Here is a 17,400-nt window from a genome sequence, read left to right on the forward strand (position 1 = left end):
TGAATACGCCGCGTTACTTGCCCTGGAACTCGGCAGGCCGCTTGGCCACAAACGCCGCCATCCCTTCCTTCTGATCCTGCGTCGCAAACGCCGCATGGAACACCCGACGCTCGAATCGCACGCCTTCAGTCAGGTTCACTTCGAACGCACGATTCACGCTTTCCTTGACCATCATCGTAATCGGCAGCGATTTGCTGGCGATCACTGCGGCGACTTTCAGCGCTTCGTCCAGCAACTCGGCACTCGGCACGATCCGCGCGACGATGCCGCAGCGTTCGGCTTCCACCGCGTCGATCATGCGGCCGCTCAGGCACATTTCCATGGCCTTGGCCTTGCCCACCGCGCGGGTCAGGCGCTGGGTGCCGCCCATGCCCGGCAGTACGCCGAGGTTGATTTCCGGCTGGCCGAATTTGGCGTTGTCGCCGGCCAGGATGAAGTCGCACATCAGCGCCAGTTCACAACCGCCGCCGAGGGCAAAACCGTTGACCGCGGCGATGATCGGCTTGCGCCGGTTGGCCACGCGATCGCTGTCGCTGAACAGGTCGTCCATGTAGATCTGCGGGTAGGTCAGATCGGCCATTTCCTTGATGTCGGCGCCGGCGGCAAAGGCTTTGGTCGAGCCGGTGATGACGATGCAGCCGATGTTCGCGTCGGCTTCAAACCCGTCGAGCGCGCGATTCACTTCGCTGACCAGTTGCGCGTTGAGGGCATTCAGCGCCTGCGGGCGATTGAGGGTGATCAGGCCGACGCGGCCATGGGTTTCCAGCAATATCGTTTCGTAACTCATGTGCAGATTCCTTCTCAAAGATTGCGCGAAATGACCATGCGCTGAATGTCGCTGGTGCCTTCGTAGATCTGGCAGACCCGCACGTCGCGGTAGATGCGCTCCAGCGGGAAGTCGTTGAGGTAACCGTAACCGCCGAGGGTTTGCAAGGCCATGGAGCAGACCTTCTCGGCCATTTCCGAGGCGAACAGTTTGGCCATCGACGCCTCGACCAGTGCCGGCTGACCGCTGTCGCGCAGGGCGGCGGCGTAATGCACCATCTGCCGCGCCACGGCGATCTGGGTCGCCATGTCCGCCAAGCGGAACGCCACGGCCTGATGCTCGATGATCGGCTTGCCGAAAGTGTCACGTTCACGGGCGTAATCGCGGGCCGCTTCGAACGCGGCGCGGGCCATGCCCACCGATTGCGAAGCGATGCCGACGCGCCCGCCTTCGAGGTTGGCCAGGGCGATCTTGTAACCCTCGCCCTCCTCGCCCAACCGGTTGGCTACCGGCACTTTCACGTCTTCGAACAGAATCTGGCAGGTGTCCGAGGCGTGCTGGCCGAGCTTGTCTTCGACGCGGGCGACTTTGTAGCCCGGCGAGTCGGTCGGCACGATGAACGCGCTGATCCCGCGCTTGCCGGCACTCGGATCAGTCACGGCAAACACGATCACGATCCCGGCGTTCTGCCCGGAAGTGATGAACTGTTTGCAGCCGTTGAGCACGTAGTGATCGCCTTCCAACCGCGCGCGGGTTTTCAGGCTGCTGGCGTCGGAACCGGCCTGGGGTTCGGTCAACGCGAACGCGCCGAGCATCTCGCCGCTGGCCAGCGGCTTGAGGAAGCGTTCGCGCTGGTCGTCGTTGCCGAACTTGAGGATCGGCACGCAACCCACCGAGTTGTGCACGCTCATGATCGTCGAGCAGGCGCCGTCGCCGGCGGCGATTTCTTCCAGGGCCATGGCGTAGGCCAGGTAACCGGTGTCGCAACCGCCCCACTGCTCCGGCACCAGCATGCCGAAGAAGCCCAGCCCGGCCATTTCGCCGATGGCCTCTTTCGGAAAGCGGTGCTCGCGATCCCACTCGGCGGCGAACGGTTTCAGCCGTTCCTCGGCAAACTGCCGGGCCATGTCGCGGATTTGTTGTTGGTCGTCATTGGGAATCATGGCAAATCCTTAAAATCCGGTGACAACACAAAACCCTGTGGGAGCTGCGGTGCGACGGTTCGACTTGCCAGCGATGGGGCCGTGTCAGTGAACATATTGGCTGTCTGACCCAANCGCCATCGCGGGCAAGTCGAGCCGTCGCACCGCCGCTCCCACAGGGTCCATTGTCAACGTTAGTAAACGCATTCCACGGCCATCGCCGTGGCTTCCCCGCCGCCGATACAGATCGCCGCAACGCCGCGCTTCAGGCCTTTCTGGCGCAGGGCCGAGAGCAAGGTCACCAGAATCCGCGCGCCGGACGCACCAATCGGGTGGCCCAGGGCGCAGGCGCCGCCATGGATGTTGAGCTTGTCGTGGGGGATTTCCAGGTGGGTCATCGCCGCCATGCCGACCACGGCGAAGGCTTCGTTGACTTCGAACAGATCGACCTGATCCAGCGACCAGCCGGTTTTCTTCATCAGCTTCTTGATCGCGCCAATCGGCGCCACCGGGAACAGGCCCGGGGTATCAGCGAAGGCCGCGTGACCGTGAATCACCGCCAGCGGCTTCAGACCCTGCTTTTGTGCTTGCGACTGACGCATCAGCACCAGCGCAGCGGCGCCGTCGGAGATCGAGCTGGAGTTGGCCGCAGTTACCGTACCGCCCTCGCGGAACGCCGGTTTCAGCGAAGCGATCTTGTCCAGCTTGGCTTTTGGTGGCTGCTCGTCGTTGCTGATGACCACTTGCTCTTTGCCGACGGTCACGGTCAGCGGAACGATCTCGGCCTTGAAGCTGCCGTCCTTGATTGCCTGCTGGGCGCGGGTGGTCGAGGCGATGGCGAAAGCATCCTGAGCCTCGCGGCTGAAGCCGTTGGTTTCGGCGCAATCCTCGGCGAAGGTGCCCATCAGGCGGCCCTCGTCGTAGGCGTCTTCGAGGCCGTCGAGGAACATCGAATCCAGCACCCGGCCGTGGCCCATGCGGTAACCGGCACGGGCGCGATCCAGCAGGTACGGCGCGTTGGACATGCTTTCCATGCCGCCGGCGATCACCACATCGGCGCTGCCGGCCAGCAGCATGTCGTGGGCCAAAATCGTGGTTTCCATGCCCGAGCCGCACATCTTGTTGACCGTGGTGCAACGGGTGGACTTGTCCAGCCCGGCGCCCAGTGCAGCCTGACGTGCAGGCGCCTGACCGAGACCGGCCGGCAATACGCAGCCGAACAACACTTCATCGACCGCATCGGCGGCGACACCGGCACGCTCAACCGCCGCCTTGATTGCAGCGGCGCCCAGTTGCGGCGCGGTCAGGCTTTTCAGTTCGCCCTGGAAACCGCCCATCGGGGTGCGGACGGCGCTGACGATGACAATCGGATCGTTGGAGATGGTCATGGGAAATCCTCCTTACTTGGCGGCCATGCGCAAGGCACCGTCGAGACGGATCACCTCGCCGTTGAGCATGCTGTTTTCAATGATATGCCGCACCAGCGCGGCGTACTCGGCAGGTTTGCCCAGACGCGGCGGGAACGGTACGCCGGCGGCCAGCGAGTCGCGCACTTCCGGGGTCATGCCGGCCATCATCGGGGTTTCGAAGATACCCGGGGCGATGGTCATCACCCGGATGCCGAAGCGCGCCAGTTCACGAGCGGCAGGCAGAGTCAGGCTGGCGATGGCGCCTTTGGATGCCGAATACGCGGCCTGGCCGATCTGGCCGTCGAACGCAGCCACGGAGGCAGTGTTGATGATCACGCCGCGCTCGCCGTCGGCGTTGGCATCGCTTTCGGCAATCGCAGCGGCTGCCAGACGCAGCATGTTGAAACTGCCGATCAGGTTGACGTTGATCACCTGGGCGAAGCTGGACAAGGCGTGCGGGCCGTTCTTGCCAAGAATCTTCTCGCCGCGAACGATGCCGGCGCAGTTCACCAGACCATTCAGGCTGCCGAAGGCTTTTACCGTGGCCTGAACGGCGGCTTCGGCGGCGGCTTCGTTGCTGATGTCGGCCACCACGCTTTGCGCGCCCAAGCGTTGGGCCTGGGCGGCAACGGCTTCGGCGTTCATGTCCACCAGCATCACTTTGGCGCCGGCGTTCACCAGCAATTCAGCGGTGGCGGCACCCAGGCCGGACGCGCCGCCGGTGACGATAAAAACCTTGTTCTCGATCTGCATGACTGACTTCCTGATTCAAGCTGAAACGTTGTGCGCCGCGGCCTCTTGAGCCTTGGCGATTTCCTGGTTGCGCAAGATAAAGCGCTGCAATTTGCCGCTCGGGGTTTTCGGCAACTCGCTGACAAATTCGATTTCACGGGGATACGAATGCGCGGCCAGACGTTTGCGCACGTGTTGCCGCAGTTCTTCGGCCAACGCCGGTTCGGCGCGGTATTGCGGGTTGAGCACGACGAAGGCCTTGACCAGTTCGGTGCGCTCCGGATCGGGTTTGCCGACCACGGCGGCTTCGACAACGGCCGGGTGTTCGATCAGTGCGCTCTCCACGTCGAACGGGCCGACGCGATAGCCGGAAGTGGTGATCACGTCATCGCTGCGGCCGACGAAGCTGATGCTGCCGTCCGGGTTCCACTCGACGGTGTCGCCGCTCAGGTAGTAATTGCCGATGAAGGCCTTGGTCGGCACGCCTTCATAGCCGGCGAACCAGCACATCGGCGACTGTGTGCGGTCGATGGCGAGGATGCCGGGCTGGCCGACGCCGAGTTCGTTGTTCTGCTCGTCAAGCACCACGATGCGATGGCCCGGCGAGGCGAAACCGGCAGCGCCGAGGTGGATCGGGTGCTCGAGGCCGTGGTGATTGCACAGGACCATGCCCAGTTCGGTCTGGCCGTAGTGGTCGTGAATGACCACGCCGAGGTTATCGGCGAACCAGCGGATCACTTCCGGATTCAACGGCTCGCCGGCGCTGCTGACGATGCGCAGCTTGCCCTTGATCGACTTGGCGAACTCGTCGCCGCCGGCAATCAGCAGGCGATACGCAGTGGGCGAACCGGTTAGGTTGGTGATGCCGTACTTGTTGATCACCCGGCAGGTGCTTTCGAGGGTGAACGGGCCATCGTAGAACGTGATCGGATGGCCCATCGACAACGGGCCGGTGACGCCGAAATAGATGCCGTAGGCCCAGCCCGGATCGGCGACGTTCCAGAACGCGTCTTCCGGGCGCAGATCCACGGCATCGCGGGTGTAGCTCTGGAACGCGACGATGGCCTTGAGCGGCACCGACAGCGCCTTCGACGGGCCAGTGGTACCCGAGGTGAACATCAGCAGGAACGGGTCTTCGCCGGTCAGCATCAGCGGCTCGCAGACACTGGAATGATTGGGCAGCTCGGCCCAGAAACTGAAATCGCCACGGACGATGCCCTGGCCTTTCGGACCACCGACAGTGACCAGCGTCGGGCAATCGGCGACTTCGCTGAGTTTTGGCCGATTGACTGCATCAGTGACCACGACTTTGGCGCCGGAGCTGTTCAGGCGATGCTCGAGGGCTTTGGGGCCGAACGCGGTGAACAGCGGTTGATACACCGCGCCGATGCGCCAGGTGGCGAACACGGTGATCAGCAGCTCGATGTTGCGCGGCAGCAGACCGGCGACCTTGTCGCCCTTCTGCACGCCCTGGGCGAGAAGGAAATTGGCGAAACGCGCGGCTTTGTCCTGCAGGTCGCTGAAGGTGTACGTCGCACTGGCACCGTCGCGGCTTTCCCAGAACAGCGCGATGCGCCCCGGCAAGGCGTGACGGTCACAACATTCGACGCAGGCGTTGAGCGCTTCAAGCGTGCCGCTGAGTGCGGCGTCCACGGTGTGCTGATAATCAAACTGTGCGGTGGCAGACAAGTAATCGCGCATTGCCAGAATCCCTCTGTTCTTATTAGGTTGGGGAACCGTAAACAATAGAGGAATACTCGCGCCGCACGCTGGCTGCGGCAATGGTCAAAGCCCTCAAAGTGGATGACTGGTTTGGCCAAGGTTCCGGACTTTGATCGCTCCCACGCCGTGCCGCGATGATCGTTCCCACGCTCTGCGTGGGAATGCCTCAAGGGACGCTCCGCGTTCCAGCTCTGGAAGGGACGCGGAGCGTCCCGGGCTGCATTCCCACGCAGAGCGTGGGAACGAGAGTTGGCGGTGGGCGGTGGGCGGTGAGTCTGTGGTGGATCAGACCGCTTCGTTGAGAATCAAGCTGCGGTAATGCCCAGGATTGGTCCCCGACCACTTGCGAAACGCCTTGTAGAACGAGCTCGCATCGGCAAATCCCAGCCGCGTGGCGATCTCGGCAAAACTGATCGAAGGTTCCGCCAGCCAGGTGATCGCCAGCTCCTTGCGCACGCTGTCCTTCAGGCCCTGATAGGTCTGCCCTTCTTCAGCCAGACGCCGGCGCAGGGTTGAGGCCGACATGCACAACTGCTGGGCCAGCGCGTCGGTTTCCGGCCACTTATCTGCGGATAATTGCCGCAGATCCTGCTTGATCCGGCTCGCAAGGCTTTCCGGGTCGCGGTACTTCACCAGAATGTTGGCCGGGGCATGGGCCAGAAAGCGCTTCAACTCCTCGGCGCTGCGCTTGATCGGCAGATCCAGCACGTCAGCGGCGAAGATCATCCGCGTGCGCGGCCGGTCGAAGCGCAGGTTTTCCGAGAACATCACCCGATAGTCATCGCAAAAATCCGGCGCCGGGCAGCGCAGCTCGATGGCCAGGATCGGAATTCGCCGCCCCGCCAGCCAGCACGCCACGCCGTGGACGATCATCCAGTAGGTGAAATAGGTGAAAGCGCGGCGCGGTTCCGGGTCGTCTTCCAGCAAAACGATCTCCGCCAGACTCTGCTGATGCACCAGTTGCGCCGGCAGGCGCTCGAGCATCAAGGACAGGAAATTCAACCCGGTGCTCAACCCTGCGGCCAGATTCGGCTGAGCCATGGCGCTGCGGCAGAGGAATTCCAGGCTGCCGGATTTCAGCTTGCGCGGGTCCATGCCAAAGAATTCGTCATCGCCGCGCCTGGCCAAAAGGCGCCATAACCGCGCGTACTGGCTGGCCGGCACACGGGCGTCATCGGTGGCCAGCAGCGCCGGATCGATCCCGACCTTGCTCAAGACTTCGTCCGTGGCCACGCCCGGGGCACAACTTTGCAGCAGTGCTTCGCGCACCAGTTGAATGGCGATGGTGTCTTTTTCCGACATGGAACCCGCTGAGCCCTGTTGTTGTTCGAGTGGCGGGCATCTTAGCGCAGCTGGCTGGGCGGCGTGGATGTTCAGACTCGTTCAGCTGAGGTTCAGCTAAATGTCAATGAATGCCATGTGAGAATGACTTTCATTATGTTACAACTTGTAACCTCATTTCGTTACACAGTGATCGTCGAATGCTCGTTCCCTTTTTGATCATGTTGCGTGAAGGCATCGAAGCCGCGCTGATCGTTGGCATCATCGCCAGCTACCTGCAACAGACCGGCCGTGGCCAGTGGATGCCGGCGGTGTGGATCGGGGTATTTCTCGCTGCTGCGCTGGCGTTACTGGTTGGCGGTGGTCTGGAACTGGTCAGCGCCGAATTCCCGCAAAAGCAGCAGGAACTGTTCGAAGGCGTGGTCGGGCTGGTGGCCGTGGGCATTCTCAGTTCGATGGTGTTCTGGATGCGCAAGGTGGCGCGTTCGATCAAGCATTCACTGCAAGCCTCCCTCGATCATGCGCTGACCGCGTCGAAGCATCAGGTCATCGCGCTGATTGCCATGGTGTTTTTCGCCGTCGCCCGGGAAGGTCTGGAAACCGTGTTCTTCCTGCTCGCCGTGTTCCAGCAGAGCGAAGGCCCGGCCGCGCCGATCGGCGCCCTGCTCGGCCTGATTCTGGCGGTGATCGTCGGCTTCCTGATCTACAGCGGCAGCATGCGCCTGAACCTGTCGGCGTTCTTCCGCTGGACCGGGCTGTTCATCCTCGTGGTCGCCGCCGGGATTCTCGCCAACTCGGTGCAGGCCCTGCATGAAGCCGGGGTCTGGAACCACCTGCAAACCGTGCTCTTCGACTTCAGCGCGACGCTGCCGATGGACGGCCCGCTGGGCTCGGTGCTGGCCGGCATGTTCGGTTATCAGGATGCACCGACCGTCAGCACCCTCGGCGCGTACCTGATTTATCTGCTGGTGGCGCTGGTCATGTTCTTCATGCCGGCACCCAAACCCGCTGCCCAATCGTCTTCCGTTTCCAGCCAATAAGGGCCTTCATGTCAAAGCCTAATACTCCTCAGGCCTCGCCTCCCCGCGCCTTGCGCTGGGCGGTGGCCGGTTCGGTGGTCGTGATGATCGCCGCCGGTGGCCTGTTCTACTACGCCTCGAAACTGGCCGCCGCCAAACGTCAGCACAACCGTGACGAAGTGGTGGTCAACATTCATCCGCACAGCTGCGAACCGAACGCCCTCACAGTCCCGGCCGGCCGCGCCAGTTTCCGCATCGTCAATCGCTCCGACCGGGCGGTGGAATGGGAAATTCTCGACGGCTTGTTGGTGATCGAAGAGCGCGAGAACATCGCGCCGGGCCTGAGCCAGGTGATCAACGCCAACCTGCAACCCGGCGACTACGCCATCACCTGCGGCCTGCTGAGCAACCCGCGCGGCACCCTGCACGTGACGCCAACCGCCGCGTCCGATGCCGCCGCCAAGGCCAAGCCGTCGATGGTTGCCTTCGTCGGGCCGTTGTCGGAGTTCCGCGTCTATCTGGCCAGCCAGGGCAGCGCGCTGATCAAAGCCGTGACGGCGCTCAATCAAGCCATCGATAGCGGCGATCTGGCACAAGCCCAGGCTCTGTATTTGCCGGCCCGCGCCGCGTACCAGCGTCTGGCCCCGGCCGCACAACGCCTGGCAGAACTGGACAACAGCATCAACGCCCGCGCCGATTACTTCGAAAAGCGCGAGCAGGATCCGGCCTTCGTCGGCTTCCACCGCCTCGAATACGCGCTGTTCCAGCAACGCAAACTCGACGGACTGACACCGATTGCCCAAGGCTTGCTCGACAACGTCACCACGCTGAAACAACAGCTGCTGGCCCAGTCGCTGCCGCCGGAGCAACTGGTGGAAATCGTCGTGCGCAACCTCAACACCCTCGCCGACGTGCGCGCCGCCAGCGGCGAAGAGGAACGCTACAGTCACAGTGATCTCAACGGCTTCGCGGCCAATCAGGAAACCGCGCGCAAAGTCGTCGAACTGCTGCGCCCGCTGCTGAGCAAATCCGCCGCCGACCTGCTGCCGAAAATCGACGGTGCGCTGACTGATTTCGATACCACGCTGAACGGTTTCAAGGTCAAGGACGGCTACACCAGTTACGACACCGTCAACGGTGAGCAACGCAAGCAGATCGCCGACAAGGCCAAGGCCCTGGCCGACGCCCTCGACGCCATTGACCCCGCCCTCGGCCTCTCCGGCCTGTAAGCAGAAGACGACTACCGATGAACGATTCCGAACACTTCAACCTGCAACGTCGCCGCGTACTGATGGGCATGGGCGCCGCCGGCGTCGCACTGGCCGGTACTGCCCTGAGCTGCCCGGCGATGGCCGCCGCCCCTGCGCAAGTCACCGAAGCGCCGAGCAGCGACAAGACCCAGGATCACCACGATTTCCATGGCGTGCACCAGACTGGCATCGTCACCCCGCGTCCGGCGGCCGGCATGCTGGTGTCGTTCGATGTGCTGGCCAGCGACCGTGAAGACCTGGAGCGGCTGTTCCGCACCCTCAACGAGCGCATCTCATTCCTGATGAAGGGCGGCCCGGTGGCGCAGATCGATCCGAAGTTGCCGCCGCCGGATTCCGGAATCCTCGGCCCGGTGGTGACGCCGGACAACCTGACCATCACCGTGTCCGTCGGCGAATCGTTGTTTGATGAGCGTTTCGGCCTCGCGTCCGCCAAGCCCAAGCGTCTGGTGCGCATGGTCGGTTTCCCTAACGATGCGCTGGAAGCCGATTGCTGCCACGGCGACCTGAGCCTGCAGTTCTGCTCCAACACCGCCGACACCAACATCCACGCCCTGCGCGACATCGTGAAAAACCTGCCGGACCTGCTGCTGGTGCGCTGGAAACAGGAAGGCAGCGTGCCGCCGCAAGCCCCTGCCAAACCCGGTGTGCCGGCGCAATCGGCGCGCAACTTTCTGGGTTTCCGTGACGGTTCGGCCAACCCGGATTCCAACGACGGCAAGGCCATGGACCGCATCGTCTGGGTGCAACCGGGCAGCGACGAACCGGCCTGGGCGGCCCACGGCAGTTATCAGGCGGTGCGGATCATCCGCAACTTTGTCGAACGCTGGGACCGCACGCCGTTGCAGGAACAGGAAAGCATCATCGGCCGAGTCAAAACCACCGGCGCGCCGATGGGCGCCAGCCATGAAACCGAAGTCCCGGATTACAGCAAGGACCCGGAAGGCAAGCTGACCAAGCTCGACGCGCACATTCGCCTGGCCAACCCGCGCACCGTCGCGAGCCACGCCAATCTGATCCTGCGCCGGCCGTTCAACTACTCCAACGGCGTGAACAAGAACGGCCAGCTCGACATGGGCCTGCTGTTCATCTGTTACCAGGCGGATCTGGAAAAAGGTTTCATCACCGTACAGACCCGTCTCAATGGCGAACCGCTGGAGGAATACCTCAAGCCGGTCGGCGGCGGTTACTTCTTCACCCTGCCGGGTGTCACGGGCGACAAGGACTTCATCGGTCGTTCGCTGCTCGACGCTACTCAACCAAAAACAACTGCATAGCATTCAACAGGAGCCGCCCCCATGAAAAAGACGCCACTCGCGTTATTGCTGACCTTAGGTTTGCTCAACACCTCGCTGTCGGCGTTCGCCGCGACCGCGCCACTGGATCTGGTGGGGCCGGTGTCGGACTACAAGATTTACGTCACCGAACAACTGGATGAATTGGCCAGCCACACGCAGCAGTTCACCGACGCGGTGAAAAAAGGCGACCTGGCCACCGCGCAAAAGCTCTACGCGCCAACCCGCGTTTTTTATGAGTCGATCGAGCCGATCGCCGAGCTGTTCAGTGACCTCGACGCGTCCATCGACTCCCGCGTCGACGACCACGAGCAAGGCGTGAAAGCCGAAGACTTCACCGGTTTCCACCGCATCGAATACTCGCTGTTCTCGGAAAAGAGCACCAAGGATCTCGACGCCCTGGCCGATGGCCTGAACAAGGACGTGAAAGACCTGCAGACCCGCGTCGCCGGCCTGACCTTCCCGCCGGAGAAAGTCGTCGGCGGCGCGGCTGCGCTGCTCGAAGAAGTCGCCGCGACCAAGATCTCCGGTGAGGAAGACCGTTACAGCCACACCGACCTGTACGACTTCCAGGGCAACATCGACGGCGCGAAGAAAATCGTCGACCTGTTCCGTCCGCAGATCGAGAAGCAGGACAAAGCCTTCGTCGCCAAAGTCGACAAGAACTTCGCCACCGTGGACAAGATCCTGGCCAAGTACAAGACCAAGGACGGTGGTTTCGAGACTTACGACAAGGTGAAGGACAACGACCGCAAGGCGCTGGTCGGCCCGGTCAATACCTTGGCTGAAGACCTTTCCACATTGCGTGGGAAATTGGGTCTGAACTGAGTTCTATACCGCTCTGTATTGCCTCATCGCGGGCAAGCCCGCTCCCACACTGGATCTTCGCTGAGCACAAGTTTGTGTTCAACAAAGACCCTGTGTGGGAGCGGGCTTGCTCGCGAAGGCATTTTTAGCAGCGCCGAAAATTCTGTGTCTTAGAGGATGCGATACAGCAACCGCTCGACCCGCACCCGGCTCACGCGCTTGAGGAACTTGGCTACGCCCGCCGGATAGTCCGGCAAGGCTTCCAGGTCCTGGAAACGTGCGATCCGCGTGGTGTGTTCGAAGATGTTTTCCAGCTCCACGCGGCGCGGCTCCAGCCACTCGCCTTTCGGGTCATCGATCAGCAAGGCGTTTTCCAGATCGAGACGGAACGCCCGCGGATTGAGGTTGTTGCCGGTCAGCAGCGTGTAGCGCTGGTCGATCCACATGCCCTTGAGGTGATAGCTGTTGTCGCCTTCACGCCACAGGTGCAGGTTCAACTGGCCGCTGTCGATGTTGCGCTGATGCCGCTTGGCGAAGCGGCGCAGGCTGATCTCGTACAGATACGGCAGCGCGGCGATCACCTTGAACGGCTCGCTCGGCGGGATGTAGAAGTCGTTGGCGGTCTTGTCGCCGACCACGATGTCGATCTTCACGCCGCGCGCCAGCGCCCGGTTGATCTCGCGGATCACCCCCAGCGGCAGGTTGAAGTACGGTGTGCAGATGGTCAGTTGCTTTTGGGCACTGGCGATCAGCTCCAGAATCACCCGGTTCAGCGGGTTGTTCTTGCCAACGCCGAGCAACGGACTGACCGACAGGCCGATATGCGCCGTGCTGCCGGCACTCGTGTCGTACGCCGCATATTTGAGACGGCTGCGCAGGTCACCGATGTCGTTACGCAGGCTGCGGGTGGTCGGCAGGTTCGGCAGGTCGAGGCGATGCACCGCTTTCGATTCGATCAGGCCGTGCTTGACCAGATGGTGCATCGAGTCCGCCAGTTCGCGGCTTTGCAGCACGTGATAACGGTCGAAACGGTACTTGTCGAACTTGTGCAGGTAGACGTTGTTCAGGCTGGCACCGCTGTAGACCACGCAATCGTCGATCACGAAGCCTTTGAGGTGCAGCACGCCGAACAACTCGCGGGTCTGCACCGGCACGCCGTAGACCGGCACCACGCTCTGGTGGGTGCGGGTCATTTCCTGATACCACGCCGAGTTGCCCGGCTGTTTGCCGGCACCGATCAAGCCGCGCTGGGCCCGCAGCCAGTCGACGACCACCGCGATTTCAAGCTCGGGACGCTTGAGTTTGGCGGCGTGCAAGGCATCGAGGATTTCCTGGCCGGCTTCATCGTTTTGCAGATAAAGCGCGACGAGGTAGATGCGCTGGGTCGCCTGGGCGATTTTCTCCAGCAGGCAACGGCGGAAATCGGCGGCACCGGGCAGGATCGTCACGGCCTCGGCGGTCAGCGGAAAGCTGCGCAGTTTGGGCAGCAGAGAGCGTTTGAAAAGCAACGGCATAGGGCTCGCAATGGGTCGAATCCGAAGAACCCGAGAGCTTACACCATCAACTCCTTTGGGTCTTCCCGCCTGATTGATCGTTCCCACGCTCCTTTAATGATCGTTCCCATGCTCTGCGTGGGAATGCCTAAAGGGACGCTCCGCGTTCCAGCTCTGGAAGGGACGCGGAGCGTCCCGGGCTGCATTCCCACGCAGAGCATGGGAACGATCAAGTGAGCGATCATAAAATAACTGCTTGACCAAGGAGAACGATCGTTCTACTGTTCGCCACATGAACGAAATCACACGCAACGACACGACCCGAGACATCATTCTGGATGTCACCGAAAAGTTGATCTACAAAAGTGGCATCGCGGCCACCGGCATGGATCTTCTGGTGAAAACCGCCGGTGTTTCCAGAAAGAGTATCTACCGCTACTTCGCCAACAAGGAGGAGTTGACCGTCGCCGCCCTGCAACGCCGCGACGTGCGCTGGATGCACTGGTACAGAAGCGCCGTCGATCAGGCCGAAACCCCGGCCGACCGCCTGCTCAACCTGTTTACCGTGCTCAAGGGCTGGTTCGCTTCGGAAGGCTTCCGGGGCTGTGCCTTCATCAATACCAGTGGCGAGACCGGCGATCCCGAGGATCCGGTTCGCAGGGTCGCCAAAGACCACAAACAGAAACTGCTCGACTACCTGTGCGAGCTGTGTACCGAACATGGTGCCGAGGACCCGCAACTGCTGGCCAAACAGCTGCTGATCCTGATTGACGGTGCCATTACCATAGCGCTTGTGATGGGTGATCACAGTGCCGCCGATAATGCGCAATGCATGGCGCGAAAGTTATTGGACCTGTAACGCCTTAATAAGCCTGACACGTTGTTTAACTGTTAATAGATCGGGAGACAAACATGTCTACTGCAGCCGAAGTTCGTCCGCCATTGCCACCGTTCAACCGTGAATCCGCCATTGAAAAAGTTCGTCTGGCCGAGGATGGCTGGAACTCCCGCGACCCGGAGCGCGTGTCGCTGGCCTACACCCTGGACACCAAATGGCGTAACCGCGCCGAATTCGCCAACAATCGCGAAGAAGCCAAAGGTTTCCTGACCCGCAAATGGGCCAAGGAACTGGACTACCGCCTGATCAAGGAACTCTGGGCCTACTCCGACACCCGCATCGCCGTGCGCTACGCCTATGAATGGCACGACGACTCGGGCAACTGGTTCCGTTCATACGGCAATGAGAACTGGGAATTTGATGACAACGGTCTGATGTTCCAGCGTTATGCCTGCATCAACGACATGCCGATCAAGGAAAGCGAACGCAAGTTCCACTGGCCACTGGGCCGGCGCCCGGATGATCATCCGGGGTTGTCGGAACTGGGTCTGTAACTTGAAATCGACCTGATCCCTGTGGGAGCTGGCTTGCTGGCGATAGCAATTGAACATTCAACACCTGAGTTGACTGACAGACCACTATCGCTGGCAAGCCAGCTCCCACAGTTTTTTGGTGTTCAGGCGACTTCAGCGGTTTGTACCGATTGCGCTTTGGCTTCCAGTTCCCTCACCAAAGGCAACACCCGCTGGCCGAAATACTCCACCTCTTCCTGAAAATGCAGGAACCCCGCCAAGACCAGATCAACCCCCACCGCTTTCAATGCGACGATCCTCTCGGCAATCTGCTGCGGCGTACCGATCAGGTTGGTCTTGAAGCCGTCGTTGTACTGCACCAGGTCTTCAAAGGTCGATTTGGCCCAGTTGCCCTCACCTTCCGGCGACGCCCTGCCCGCCTGTTTCGCCGCATCACCGAAGGCATTCACCGCTTCCGGGTCAGCCTGATCGATGATTTGCGCCAGCACCGCTTTGGCTTCTTCCTCGGTATCTCGGGCGATCACAAAAGCATTCACCCCGATTTTTACTGAATGATGGTTTGCCGCCGCTTTGGCGCGAATGTCGTCGACCTGCGCCTTGATGCCCTCGACGCTGTTGCCGTTGGTGAAATACCAGTCCGACACCCGTGCCGCCATGTCCCGCGCGGCCCGGGAGCTGCCGCCCTGAAAGATTTCCGGGCGGCCCAGCGGTTTCGGTTTGAGGCTGTAGTTGTCGAAGCGATAGAAATCGCCACGGAAGGTGAAGTTGTCCTGACTCCAGATCCCTCGCAATGAACGGATGAACTCCTCCGAACGACGATAGCGCTCGTCGTGCTCCAGCCAATGCTCGCCAATGGCCTGGAATTCGCCCTTGAACCAGCCGCTGACGATATTCACCGCAATCCGGCCGTTGGTGAGTTGATCGATGGTCGCCAACTGCTTGGCCGCCAGCGCCGGTTGCCACGGCCCGGGCAGAATGGCGGCGATGACTTTGAGCTTGCTGGTGGCCGCGAGCAGCGCATGGCTGAAAGCAACCGATTCATGCTGGAACTCGGCGCCGTAACCGGCGGTGAAGCGGATTTGCGTCAGGGCGTATTCGAAACCCGCCGCTTCGGCCAGTTGCGCCAGCTTGCGGTTGTAGTCGATGCCCCAGTCGGTGCGCTGCTCGATCTTGCTGACCACCAGCCCACCGCTGACGTTCGGCACCCAGTAGGCAAATTTAACGGCTTGCTGACTCATTGGCGTGTCCTCGGGACAGTTGATGAAGATGAGTGAGCTAGAGCAGCAAGCGTGCCAGCGACAGGAGGCCCGGTTTTATTGGGGATGCAGGCAATCGGCATGCATGGTGGGAGGGTGATTTGTTGGGTGCCTGTTCGGTGGGCAACAGTTGAACAGTCGGGGAAAGGACTTGCCAGCGATGAGGCCATATGGGTCGCCGCAACACCTGGAAATGAGTAACATGACTGCCCTCCCCGCAGCCCAGCTCTGCGCCCTGCCGAAATAAGCCGATTCCATGCCTTTCGAACTCAGCGTTGACCTCACCACCCTGGCCGTTCTGGCCCTTGTCGCTTTCATTGCCGGATTCATCGACGCCATCGCCGGCGGTGGCGGTCTGTTGACCACGCCGGCGTTGCTCACCGCCGGCCTGCCGCCGCACCTGGTGCTCGGCACCAACAAGTTGAGTTCGACCTTCGGTTCGGCCACCGCCAGTTTCACCTTCTACCGACGCAAGCTGTTCCATCCCAAGCAGTGGATGCACGCCATCGTCGGCACGCTGGTCGGTGCGCTGACCGGCGCCATCGTCGCCCATTACCTGCCCGCCGAATGGCTGAACAAGATGCTGCCGGTGATCGTCTTCGCCTGTGGCCTATACCTGTTGTTTGGCGGCACGCCGAAAGCGCCGTTGGACAGCGATGCACCGATCAAGAAGAAGTGGCAATCGACCCAGGGCTTCAGCCTCGGTTTCTACGACGGCGTGGCCGGTCCCGGCACTGGTGCGTTCTGGACCGTCAGCAGTCTGCTGCTGTACCCGATCGATCTGGTCAAGGCCAGCGGCGTGGCGCGCAGCATGAACTTCGTCAGCAACATTGCGGCGCTGTCGGTGTTCGTGTTTTCCGGGCAAGTGGACTGGATCATCGGCCTGAGCATGGGCCTGTCGGTGATGGTTGGCGCGTTCTTCGGGGCGCGCACCGCGATCAGCGGCGGCGCCAAGTTCATTCGTCCGGTGTTCATCACCGTGGTGCTGGGGTTGACCGTGCGTCTAGCCTGGCAGCACTGGTTCAGCGTGGCCTAAGCGCCGCGCCACGTAGACGTCGATCAGGTATCGGGCAATCGATTTGGACGCCGGCAACGGCGGCAGATCGTGCACGTTGAACCACTGGGCGTCTTCGATCTCGTCTTCCTGACAGACAATCTCGCCACCGGCGTATTCGGCATGGAAGCCGAGCATCATCGAGTGCGGGAATGGCCAGCACTGGCTGCCCATGTACTGGATGTTCTTCACCTCGATCTGCACTTCCTCGCGCACTTCGCGGATCAGACAATCCTCGGCCGACTCACCCGGTTCGGCAAACCCGGCCAGTGTGCTGTAGACCCCGGTGACGAAACGCGGTGAGCGCGCCAGCAGCACTTCATCGCCACGGGTCACCAGCACGATCATGCTCGGCGAAATTCGCGGATAACTGCGCAGATCGCAGGGCTGGCAATACATCGCCCGCTCCCGTGGCACCTGGGTCATGGCCTGACCGCAATTGCCGCAAAACCGGTGTTCGCGAGCCCAGGTCCCGATTTGCGCCGCGTAACCCAGCACTTTGTAGATCGTGTGATCGCCGTCGAGCATGAACGCCCGAAGGCCTTTCCAGTTGCAGCCCGGCACCTCGCTGGTGCTGTGCAGTTCCAGCAGATACACCGGCTCGCCATCGAGATGGCCGATACCGTGCTCGGCCAGGATCGACAAGTTCTGGCGCTTGAGCCATTCCCGGGGGAACAGCGCGCCGTTGTCATCGAACAGGAAACCCTCGGGGCTGCGCGCCACGGCCCAGCCGCCGGGTTGATCGGTGTCCAGTACTGCAGTGGTCCAGCGAGATGTCATGGTTT

16 protein-coding genes are annotated in these 17,400 nt (G+C 61.7%); 7 read left to right on the top strand and 9 right to left on the bottom strand.

The genetic code is table 11. The features are described 5' to 3' along the window. Positions 1–13: 13 nt before the first annotated feature. The 6 genes from ACTJK7_RS01305 to ACTJK7_RS01330 all read right to left on the bottom strand — a co-directional run bounded on the left by ACTJK7_RS01305 (position 14) and on the right by ACTJK7_RS01330 (position 7,073). Entirely contained in the window at positions 14–787 is a 774-nt protein-coding gene (locus ACTJK7_RS01305; RefSeq protein WP_064381493.1) for an enoyl-CoA hydratase, read from the bottom strand. A 14-nt stretch (positions 788–801) separates the two neighbouring features. Then, positions 802–1,929 carry an acyl-CoA dehydrogenase gene (locus ACTJK7_RS01310; RefSeq protein WP_011334278.1) on the bottom strand — a complete coding sequence of 376 codons (1,128 nt, stop codon included), beginning with the start codon at positions 1,927–1,929 and terminating at the stop codon, positions 802–804. A 173-nt stretch (positions 1,930–2,102) separates the two neighbouring features. Then, positions 2,103–3,296, bottom strand: a complete 1,194-nt coding sequence (locus ACTJK7_RS01315; RefSeq protein WP_440779592.1) for an acetyl-CoA C-acyltransferase — start codon at positions 3,294–3,296, stop codon at positions 2,103–2,105. Positions 3,297–3,308: 12 nt separating this feature from the next. Further along, positions 3,309–4,070 carry an SDR family NAD(P)-dependent oxidoreductase gene (locus ACTJK7_RS01320; protein ID WP_108562077.1) on the bottom strand — a complete coding sequence of 254 codons (762 nt, stop codon included), beginning with the start codon at positions 4,068–4,070 and terminating at the stop codon, positions 3,309–3,311. Between the two features lie 15 nt (positions 4,071–4,085). Continuing rightward, the gene (locus ACTJK7_RS01325) at positions 4,086–5,750 is read right to left on the bottom strand and encodes an AMP-binding protein (protein ID WP_323151987.1); all 1,665 of its coding nucleotides are present in this window, start codon (positions 5,748–5,750) and stop codon (positions 4,086–4,088) included. Positions 5,751–6,056: 306 nt separating this feature from the next. Continuing rightward, positions 6,057–7,073: an AraC family transcriptional regulator gene (locus ACTJK7_RS01330; protein ID WP_323151715.1), complete on the bottom strand. Its 1,017-nt coding sequence runs from the start codon at positions 7,071–7,073 to the stop codon at positions 6,057–6,059. 179 nt (positions 7,074–7,252) lie between these two features. Between ACTJK7_RS01330 and efeU the strand changes: the two genes are divergently transcribed. The 4 genes from efeU to efeO (ACTJK7_RS01350) are packed head-to-tail and all read left to right on the top strand — an operon-like array spanning position 7,253 to position 11,462. Beyond that, complete coding sequence (gene efeU / locus ACTJK7_RS01335) at positions 7,253–8,092, top strand: iron uptake transporter permease EfeU (protein ID WP_064381482.1); 840 nt, start codon at positions 7,253–7,255, stop codon at positions 8,090–8,092. A gap of 8 nt (positions 8,093–8,100) precedes the next feature. After that, complete coding sequence (gene efeO / locus ACTJK7_RS01340) at positions 8,101–9,300, top strand: iron uptake system protein EfeO (protein ID WP_440779590.1); 1,200 nt, start codon at positions 8,101–8,103, stop codon at positions 9,298–9,300. 17 nt (positions 9,301–9,317) lie between these two features. Continuing rightward, positions 9,318–10,616 carry an iron uptake transporter deferrochelatase/peroxidase subunit gene (gene efeB, locus ACTJK7_RS01345; protein ID WP_108562084.1) on the top strand — a complete coding sequence of 433 codons (1,299 nt, stop codon included), beginning with the start codon at positions 9,318–9,320 and terminating at the stop codon, positions 10,614–10,616. Between the two features lie 21 nt (positions 10,617–10,637). Then, a complete protein-coding gene (efeO, locus tag ACTJK7_RS01350; protein ID WP_108562087.1) occupies positions 10,638–11,462 on the top strand; it encodes an iron uptake system protein EfeO in 825 nt (274 codons plus the stop codon). Between the two features lie 149 nt (positions 11,463–11,611). Here efeO (ACTJK7_RS01350) and pssA read toward each other — a convergent pair whose 3' ends face one another. Then, on the bottom strand, positions 11,612–12,955 hold the full coding sequence (gene pssA, locus ACTJK7_RS01355; protein WP_440779589.1) for a CDP-diacylglycerol--serine O-phosphatidyltransferase: 1,344 nt from the start codon (positions 12,953–12,955) through the stop codon (positions 11,612–11,614). A 271-nt stretch (positions 12,956–13,226) separates the two neighbouring features. Here pssA and ACTJK7_RS01360 point away from each other — a divergent pair, with 271 nt between their 5' ends. Then, the gene (locus tag ACTJK7_RS01360) at positions 13,227–13,793 is read left to right on the top strand and encodes a TetR/AcrR family transcriptional regulator (protein ID WP_085654166.1); all 567 of its coding nucleotides are present in this window, start codon (positions 13,227–13,229) and stop codon (positions 13,791–13,793) included. A 53-nt stretch (positions 13,794–13,846) separates the two neighbouring features. Then, positions 13,847–14,326 carry a nuclear transport factor 2 family protein gene (locus ACTJK7_RS01365; RefSeq protein ID WP_039768666.1) on the top strand — a complete coding sequence of 160 codons (480 nt, stop codon included), beginning with the start codon at positions 13,847–13,849 and terminating at the stop codon, positions 14,324–14,326. A 122-nt stretch (positions 14,327–14,448) separates the two neighbouring features. Here ACTJK7_RS01365 and sfnG read toward each other — a convergent pair whose 3' ends face one another. Then, positions 14,449–15,543: a dimethylsulfone monooxygenase SfnG gene (sfnG, locus tag ACTJK7_RS01370; RefSeq protein WP_064381473.1), complete on the bottom strand. Its 1,095-nt coding sequence runs from the start codon at positions 15,541–15,543 to the stop codon at positions 14,449–14,451. Positions 15,544–15,817: 274 nt separating this feature from the next. On the opposite strand from sfnG, the gene ACTJK7_RS01375 reads away from it, so the two are divergent. Continuing rightward, a complete protein-coding gene (locus tag ACTJK7_RS01375; protein WP_011334290.1) occupies positions 15,818–16,597 on the top strand; it encodes a TSUP family transporter in 780 nt (259 codons plus the stop codon). Here ACTJK7_RS01375 and nudC read toward each other — a convergent pair. Further along, positions 16,565–17,395 carry an NAD(+) diphosphatase gene (nudC, locus tag ACTJK7_RS01380; RefSeq protein ID WP_440779588.1) on the bottom strand — a complete coding sequence of 277 codons (831 nt, stop codon included), beginning with the start codon at positions 17,393–17,395 and terminating at the stop codon, positions 16,565–16,567. The two genes, ACTJK7_RS01375 and nudC, sit on opposite strands and share 33 nt — an antisense overlap. Positions 17,396–17,400 lie beyond the last annotated feature (5 nt).

The sequence above is a fragment of the Pseudomonas sp. 22085 genome (assembly GCF_052045815.1).
GTDB lineage: Bacteria > Pseudomonadota > Gammaproteobacteria > Pseudomonadales > Pseudomonadaceae > Aquipseudomonas > Aquipseudomonas glycinae.

Bases quoted from the DNA above. Each gene is read 5' to 3' on its own strand.
- ACTJK7_RS01305 (WP_064381493.1), bottom strand. From the start codon at position 787: ATGAGTTACGAAACGATATTGCTGGAAACCCATGGCCGCGTCGGCCTG.
- ACTJK7_RS01310 (WP_011334278.1), bottom strand. From the start codon at position 1,929: ATGATTCCCAATGACGACCAACAACAAATCCGCGACATGGCCCGGCAG.
- ACTJK7_RS01315 (WP_440779592.1), bottom strand. From the start codon at position 3,296: ATGACCATCTCCAACGATCCGATTGTCATCGTCAGCGCCGTCCGCACC.
- ACTJK7_RS01320 (WP_108562077.1), bottom strand. From the start codon at position 4,070: ATGCAGATCGAGAACAAGGTTTTTATCGTCACCGGCGGCGCGTCCGGC.
- ACTJK7_RS01325 (WP_323151987.1), bottom strand. From the start codon at position 5,750: ATGCGCGATTACTTGTCTGCCACCGCACAGTTTGATTATCAGCACACC.
- ACTJK7_RS01330 (WP_323151715.1), bottom strand. From the start codon at position 7,073: ATGTCGGAAAAAGACACCATCGCCATTCAACTGGTGCGCGAAGCACTG.
- efeU (WP_064381482.1), top strand. From the start codon at position 7,253: ATGCTCGTTCCCTTTTTGATCATGTTGCGTGAAGGCATCGAAGCCGCG.
- efeO (WP_440779590.1), top strand. From the start codon at position 8,101: ATGTCAAAGCCTAATACTCCTCAGGCCTCGCCTCCCCGCGCCTTGCGC.
- efeB (WP_108562084.1), top strand. From the start codon at position 9,318: ATGAACGATTCCGAACACTTCAACCTGCAACGTCGCCGCGTACTGATG.
- efeO (WP_108562087.1), top strand. From the start codon at position 10,638: ATGAAAAAGACGCCACTCGCGTTATTGCTGACCTTAGGTTTGCTCAAC.
- pssA (WP_440779589.1), bottom strand. From the start codon at position 12,955: ATGCCGTTGCTTTTCAAACGCTCTCTGCTGCCCAAACTGCGCAGCTTT.
- ACTJK7_RS01360 (WP_085654166.1), top strand. From the start codon at position 13,227: ATGAACGAAATCACACGCAACGACACGACCCGAGACATCATTCTGGAT.
- ACTJK7_RS01365 (WP_039768666.1), top strand. From the start codon at position 13,847: ATGTCTACTGCAGCCGAAGTTCGTCCGCCATTGCCACCGTTCAACCGT.
- sfnG (WP_064381473.1), bottom strand. From the start codon at position 15,543: ATGAGTCAGCAAGCCGTTAAATTTGCCTACTGGGTGCCGAACGTCAGC.
- ACTJK7_RS01375 (WP_011334290.1), top strand. From the start codon at position 15,818: ATGCCTTTCGAACTCAGCGTTGACCTCACCACCCTGGCCGTTCTGGCC.
- nudC (WP_440779588.1), bottom strand. From the start codon at position 17,395: ATGACATCTCGCTGGACCACTGCAGTACTGGACACCGATCAACCCGGC.